Genomic DNA, 6,207 nt, shown 5'->3' with positions numbered 1-6,207 from the left:
GCGAGTTAAGTGAAGCAATGATTTATGGATCATTGATTCGTCTTATGGTCAGGCGAATGGCATCTTAAGCTTTTGTTTACGAATCAGCTCTCAGAGGGGTTGACACCAAAGAAAGATTCAGTGGCTGGATTAGCCTGCTGGATAATGCCTCGATCATCCACAACTAAAATACCATCCTGGGCAACAGTAAACAGGTGTTCGGCAGCTTCTCGTGCTTCTGCGATCGCCACCACTTGGGGTAAACTTGTCCAACAGGCGATCGCTACTCCCACAAATGCCACACTCATCAGCAGCACCACAAATAGATTTTCACCCGCCGCAGTTGCAACTTTATTAAGTTTGACACCAAATAACCAGCCAACTCCCACTGCGCTGCACAGTAAAAAAATCAGGATGCCCACCTGGAGAACTACTGAGTCCTTGATGATTACCTTCGGGCGCGTGTGATATCGTCGCATCCACCAACTGGGATGGAATGGAGGGAAGGCGACGCGGCGAATCACCGCATCAATTCCCATAACGCCAATGGGAAATAATAGCCCAATGAGCAAGTTGAGCCAACCCCAGGCAAATCCACCCACCACCAGCACCACAACTTCTAACAGCAGAATGCCCAGAGATATGCTAGGGAACAAAACTTCTGGGCGATCGCGCCTCAGCCAAAGCCCCAAATGGAATAACATAAAGGAGACAAACCAGCCAATATTGCCAACAGCCACGATTCGCGCTACATCTCCCCAAATTAGATAGATCAAGCACAACACCAGTGTCAATGTCAATGCTGGGACAAACACACCCCGGCGTGATACAACGGAAAATACTGGTGAGATGTGGTTATCTAACGCAAGTTGATACAAAATTCGAGGGCAATTAGAAACCACCGTTGCCGAACCTAGCAGACAAGCAGCCACCAGCAAAAAGGAAACACTTATAGCCGCTGATTTTCCCCAAAAGGGTTGGGAAGCCGCCACAAGATTCAGAAAAGCATTGTCTTTAAGGCTTGGATGTGTTGCTAACCGCATCATTACCCAAGACCCCCCTAAAAAGATAGGTGGCATCATCCAAGCTGCAAAATCTAGAAAGCGCAGTGTCTGGGTGGGTTGGCGGCTATCGGCAACAAAGGAAGAAGCCGTTTCACAGCTGTAGGTTGCATAGGTGACGAAAAAGAACCACTTGGCCCAATCCACAAAACTCGGAGATGACCAATTGCTGGGAAAAAACCCAGGACTATCACCAGAGAATGCTAACCAGCCAAGACCCTGCACACAGAAGGTGATTAGCAATCCAAAGGCTGGAATTATAAAAAACAAATGTAAAATACTCAGGGCCCGAGTCCCACTAAATGCCACGATAAACGGCAACAGTGTAAAGCCAATATCCAGAAATCTTTCTGGACAGGCAATACCCAGTACCTCCAAATTCACTTTAATTAAATCTCTGAGTACGATCGTATTAACTGCTAAGTAGGAAACCCAGTTGAGGAGGTATCCAATTGCTGCATAGCGAGCTAGTCCAGGGTAGTTTTGCAGCAGCTTGGTAGCATAGTTAGGTGTTCCTCCAGCCACGTTCAGAAAATGCATACCCAAGCATTTTACCTGATAGTTGAGCAGCATTCCGAAAATCACCGCAGGTATCCAGACAAAAATAGCTTGGGAACCGAGAGCAGCATGAATTGCTGGAACCAATGCTGTCCAGGAAATATGAGCTGTTAAACCGAAGCCCCAACTTTCAACAGCACTCAGGCATCTAGTCAAGCGAGGGTAAGAAGATTGGCTCAAAGTGGCATGAGCAGGATGGGACATGATTGGCAGTGCTGGGTGGGATACTGTAATTAAGCTTATTAGCTAGAGTTCCCATCTGTTTAATGTTCTGAACAGAGACTTTTTGCTCGGAATCATACAGATTCACAACACCAGCATTTCTTGACACCATAATTTGGCCTTCAAGGTGCAGCGATTAGTAACCTCTGCTGGGTCACCCAGTGTGGCATTAGTTTGACCAGAGGTGATGCAATACGGTGGCAGAAGCTAATCTATGACGTTGAGATCGCTAGGTAGGTGTGAACTCTTGGTTGGGGCTGACTTGTGGGGTGTTGTCTCCTCCCACTTGCAATGCGTGTACCTGTTCTTGGCAACCCCTAACTGTTGATTTGCCGCAGGCGATCGCTCTTCTCTCAAAAACTTTTTGGTTTACTGATAGAAGACTATGAACCACAAATGCCCGTCTGTGAATTCGGGAAGCCCTCACTATACGCTTGCGTATAGTGAGGGAGGATGTTCAATGGTCTTAATTGAGACTTGTCGCTACTGTTTGGCCAGAGGTCAGCTTTTTGCGGCGGAGTATAAAAGCTCCCAGCAATCCTGCCATTACTATGGAGCCTCCAACTGAAGAAGGTTCTGGAACGCGTGTGGATGTTCTTGTTATCGTCTCAATTCTCTCAAGTGGTGTCGGGAAGGCTACCCCATTTAACCTAGCTGTTGCCGTGATTGAACCATTTCTACCACTGACTACTAAAGGCTGACCATCAACTATATAGGTAATATCGACATCTGTACCATTCGGACAGGGAATATCGGCTAGCTGTCTACAAAGCGATTGAACGTTTGATAAAGTCAGTGTCTGATTCGCAAAAAATGGGGTAAACCCCGAATTCTTTAGAGAAACAGAAAAATTAGTCAGATCGGAGGCTGTCAAAAATTTGGCATCAGGTTGAATCGCCCCCGTGTACGTTCCACTAACTTCGCCTTGAGGGTATTTCTGGGTAAAGTCAAAAGTAACGAAAGAGGTTCGAGTCTCAAAGGGTTTAATCGTCAGTGAGTTGAGCGTAGTGGAGTAGTGGTACGGTCGGGGTTCAGAGAAAAATCCTTGTACCTTGAGTCACTTGAGAAAACCGAAACATTATTACCGACCTGGTAGGCAAAACCTTGGGAATCAACTAGGCTACTTTGAGATGGAAAGATCAAGTTGTCGTTATTAAAAAAACCTGACGGAATCAGGCTCGAAATACTAGCTCCATTTCGTTCCCCAACAATATTAGTTACTTGATATTTTCCATCTCCTATATCCGTTGCTGTGAGTATCCCATCGGCATAAAGCCCTTTTCCAGAATAATAAAAGTCAAACTTAGCCGCATTAGCGGATTGAGCCATAAATAGGGTAGATGTTACTAACCCGGCAAAAGTAATAGCCTTAAGAGTCAATTTTTTCAGAGTCATAATAATTTTTCAATGAAGTAAATATGTTTTGAAGTATACCTTATTAAGAGGATGTTTGAAAATTTCTTTTGGAGCAAGTTTTACATTGTTTGCTTGACTTTTCTCTCGGTATACCCTTACTAAACATGCAGCAAGTATGGTAGTAAGTGATGATTTTTAACACCACTTTATACGCACTATCTTTGTCTACTAATTACTATACCAAAATCTGAAAATCTCTATTCAGATTTACTCAATCTTTTTGGAAGCTTTATTTATATTTAATATCCATTCAAGAATTGGAAGTAAAACGATTATCCGAACCGTAATGGGAGCAGGGGAAGCGATCTAAATTCCATAAATTAGTATTAACAACAAAAGTTATTTGTGTATTCAAGTTAGCTAAGAACTTGAATAGTGAATTAATCATCTTCTAAATTAGCAATAATTAAGATGTGATATTTACATCTCTTTCGTTTTACTGTTACTTCTTTTTAATCGTTTACGTCCACGTTTTTCTTGAGTTTTTATTTATTTGATTGGCAACTTGCTATTTATTTTTGCATCGCTCCTGATTACCTATTCTATCTGAATAGAAAATGAGTGCCTCTCTTCCATGCTTACTAATGATAATACAAAAAAAGATAGACCTGATACGGGTTTGCTTACTAGACTAGAAAAGAATTTATCTAATCCATAAGTCTGTTTACCTGATTTACTGACTACAACTTCATCTCCTGCCAGTAAATATCTTTCATTTGCACGGAACAAATGCTTGCAGAAAAATAGCCAAAATAAGATTGCCCAAGGTATTACTGTATGAAAAAATCTCAGCAGAGTTCGATAACTACCACCAATGCCTGCCCAACGGGACACTCAAGGGCATGGTGACTCGGTCGCTCATTGCTAACATAGCCAGGATTATCTGGTTAAATTGCCGCATCGTTGTAGCGTTTATGTGCTGCGATCGCTGATCTTGTAGGGTGAGTTAACGAAGTGCGATCGCTGTTTTTAATTGAAGGAAGGCGATCGTTTTTTGGTGTGGGCAAAAGCTAATTTACGACGCCCTTGCGTTGTATTCTGCTACAGGTACTTCCCGAATTTGTGCAAGTAACTGTTTTTCGCTTTCAGCTAGGAAAAGAACCCCAAAAATACTAGTATCAAAAATAGTTGATCTGCCAAATTGCCAAAAACCTATTTTTGTGTATTTAGAAACTTCCAAATAAAAAATATCCAACTATTGATTGTGGGGTGAGCATCTCGCCCGCCTGTAACACTTCGCGTTATTCTTGATCAGACGTCAGCGAACAAGTTTATTGCAGCGAACTTTAAAAAGCATGGGTGGCAAATTAATTGTATTTGAAGGGGTGGAAGGCTGTGGCAAAACCAGCCAAATCCAGCTTTGTTCTGAGTGGTTAGAAAGTCTGGGTGTTTCTGTGATGGTAACTCGTGAACCAGGAGGAACGGAGTTAGGCTTACATCTTCGCCGCTTGCTACTAGATTCGGCAGAGGATAAACCGATTGCACAAGTGACAGAACTTTTGTTGTATGCTGCTGACCGATCGCAACACGTTGAACAAGAACTCAAACCGCAACTGCAAGCAGGGAAATATATATTGTGCGATCGCTACACTGACTCTACCATTGCCTACCAAGGATATGGTCGCGGTTTGAACATGAGTTTAATCAATCAGCTTAACTATATTGCCACTGCTGGTAAGACAAGCGACTTAACTATTTGGCTAGATGTCGATGTCGAGGTGGGACTGGCTCGTAAACTAGCAAGCATTGTAGGACTAGACCGGATTGAACAGGAGACAATCGCTTTTCATCGGCGCGTTCAGCAAGGATACGCACATTTAGCAGCATCGCATCCCTCACGAATTGTTCGAGTAGATGGCAGCTTGAGTAAAGAAGCTGTACAAGAGGTAATTCAAGGAATTTTGTGCGATCGCTTGCACTTGGCGAGGTAGGACAAAAATAAACCTAAAAGTTTTTAGCGTCTGGTAGAGAAGTAATCCCAGTCTTGATGAGATTGCTTCGCTTCGCTCGCAATCACGGAAATACATTAAGCTAAACCACATCTAGTTTGCATATCTAAAACTTTTATAACTCTTGTGGGGTGGGCATCTTGCCCGCCCTAATTATGCAATTTAAATGTGGAACAGCTTACCTTTGCGTAAGTCCTGAAGTGGTGTTTTTGACTGATTTTTTGAAACCAACTGCAATACGGTTCAGTTAACCAAAAATCTCAATTTTTAGAAAAGTTGCTGTACTAAACTCCAACAACTTTTCACTACTTCCCTTTTTTCTCATCCAGTGCTTTCTGAATAGCTTCTCTGCAAAATTCAGGAGGGTCGTCTTGTTGTTGCACTTCCTCTTTCATTGTTTTAGTAATGCGTAAATTTAATCTTTCGGTTAATGGTTCTTCTCTGTCTGTAGTGAACGGTTTTAGATTCTCTGGCTTACCCTTGTTCTTGGTCATTTGTATAGAAATATAAATAATAATATTCTCCACATGCCTACCAGTGGAAGATATTTAATTGGTGGATGTTTCACCCTGGTAAAGTTTGCATCCACCGATACCACTTTTACAAATGGGTAATTCTATTTTATGTTCACAAGGTCAGAACTCGAAATCAAAACCACTGCTGAGTTAAGAGATTTGTGTAGGCGTTACGGATTAAAGCCTACCGGGAATGGAGGGTACAAGACTAGTTGGATTGTTACCTTGATGGCATTCCCACAGATAGCACTCTCTCAGTTAAGGCAAGGAAGAGGGTTAAAATCACCAGGTTTCAGTGTTATTCAATTCCTCGAAGGGGTCGTAGATGAGATAAACTCCCCCACTGATGAACAAGCGGCACTAATTCGGATAACTTTAGAAGGCAAGGCTATGAGCTACCCTGACCGATACGACCAAGAGAGTTTACTGAACTTGCACAAAGCTAAGATGCACCTTGAGATGGCTATCGGACTACTAAATCAGTAAATCAGTTTACCAGGCGACGCA

7 protein-coding genes and 1 pseudogene are annotated in these 6,207 nt (G+C 42.7%); 2 read left to right on the top strand and 6 right to left on the bottom strand.

Annotation, left to right across the window (positions count from 1 at the left end):
• Positions 1-83: 83 nt before the first annotated feature.
• The 5 genes and pseudogenes from V7K85_RS35980 to V7K85_RS35960 form a co-directional block, all read right to left on the bottom strand.
• Positions 84-1,802 (bottom strand): hypothetical protein, encoded by a 1,719-nt coding sequence (locus tag V7K85_RS35980; RefSeq protein WP_334821446.1) that lies wholly within the window; start codon positions 1,800-1,802, stop codon positions 84-86.
• A gap of 247 nt (positions 1,803-2,049) precedes the next feature.
• Complete coding sequence (locus tag V7K85_RS35975) at positions 2,050-2,214, bottom strand: hypothetical protein (protein WP_334821444.1); 165 nt, start codon at positions 2,212-2,214, stop codon at positions 2,050-2,052.
• Between the two features lie 72 nt (positions 2,215-2,286).
• Positions 2,287-2,694 (bottom strand): PEP-CTERM sorting domain-containing protein, encoded by a 408-nt coding sequence (locus V7K85_RS35970; protein ID WP_334821442.1) that lies wholly within the window; start codon positions 2,692-2,694, stop codon positions 2,287-2,289.
• Between the two features lie 116 nt (positions 2,695-2,810).
• Entirely contained in the window at positions 2,811-3,215 is a 405-nt protein-coding gene (locus V7K85_RS35965; RefSeq protein WP_334821440.1) for a hypothetical protein, read from the bottom strand.
• 331 nt (positions 3,216-3,546) lie between these two features.
• Positions 3,547-4,137 (bottom strand): annotated as a pseudogene (locus V7K85_RS35960) (transposase); the annotation flags it as partial.
• Positions 4,138-4,531: 394 nt separating this feature from the next.
• Here V7K85_RS35960 and tmk point away from each other — a divergent pair.
• Entirely contained in the window at positions 4,532-5,167 is a 636-nt protein-coding gene (gene tmk, locus V7K85_RS35955; protein ID WP_334821458.1) for a dTMP kinase, read from the top strand.
• A 323-nt stretch (positions 5,168-5,490) separates the two neighbouring features.
• On the opposite strand, the gene V7K85_RS35950 is transcribed toward tmk, so the two are convergent.
• The gene (locus V7K85_RS35950; protein WP_292750468.1) at positions 5,491-5,679 is read right to left on the bottom strand and encodes a hypothetical protein; all 189 of its coding nucleotides are present in this window, start codon (positions 5,677-5,679) and stop codon (positions 5,491-5,493) included.
• Between the two features lie 129 nt (positions 5,680-5,808).
• On the opposite strand from V7K85_RS35950, the gene V7K85_RS35945 reads away from it, so the two are divergent.
• A complete protein-coding gene (locus V7K85_RS35945; protein WP_334821438.1) occupies positions 5,809-6,186 on the top strand; it encodes a hypothetical protein in 378 nt (125 codons plus the stop codon).
• The last annotated feature ends 21 nt before the right edge of the window (positions 6,187-6,207 follow it).

It is taken from the genome of Nostoc sp. (genome assembly GCF_036917615.1).
GTDB lineage: Bacteria > Cyanobacteriota > Cyanobacteriia > Cyanobacteriales > Nostocaceae > Nostoc.
This window is presented reverse-complemented; position numbering and strand designations above follow the sequence as displayed.

Coding starts and splice junctions, on each gene's coding strand:
- V7K85_RS35965 (WP_334821440.1), bottom strand. CDS start 3,215: ATGACTCTGAAAAAATTGACTCTTAAGGCTATTACTTTTGCCGGGTTA.
- V7K85_RS35950 (WP_292750468.1), bottom strand. CDS start 5,679: ATGACCAAGAACAAGGGTAAGCCAGAGAATCTAAAACCGTTCACTACA.
- tmk (WP_334821458.1), top strand. CDS start 4,532: ATGGGTGGCAAATTAATTGTATTTGAAGGGGTGGAAGGCTGTGGCAAA.
- V7K85_RS35980 (WP_334821446.1), bottom strand. CDS start 1,802: ATGTCCCATCCTGCTCATGCCACTTTGAGCCAATCTTCTTACCCTCGC.
- V7K85_RS35945 (WP_334821438.1), top strand. CDS start 5,809: ATGTTCACAAGGTCAGAACTCGAAATCAAAACCACTGCTGAGTTAAGA.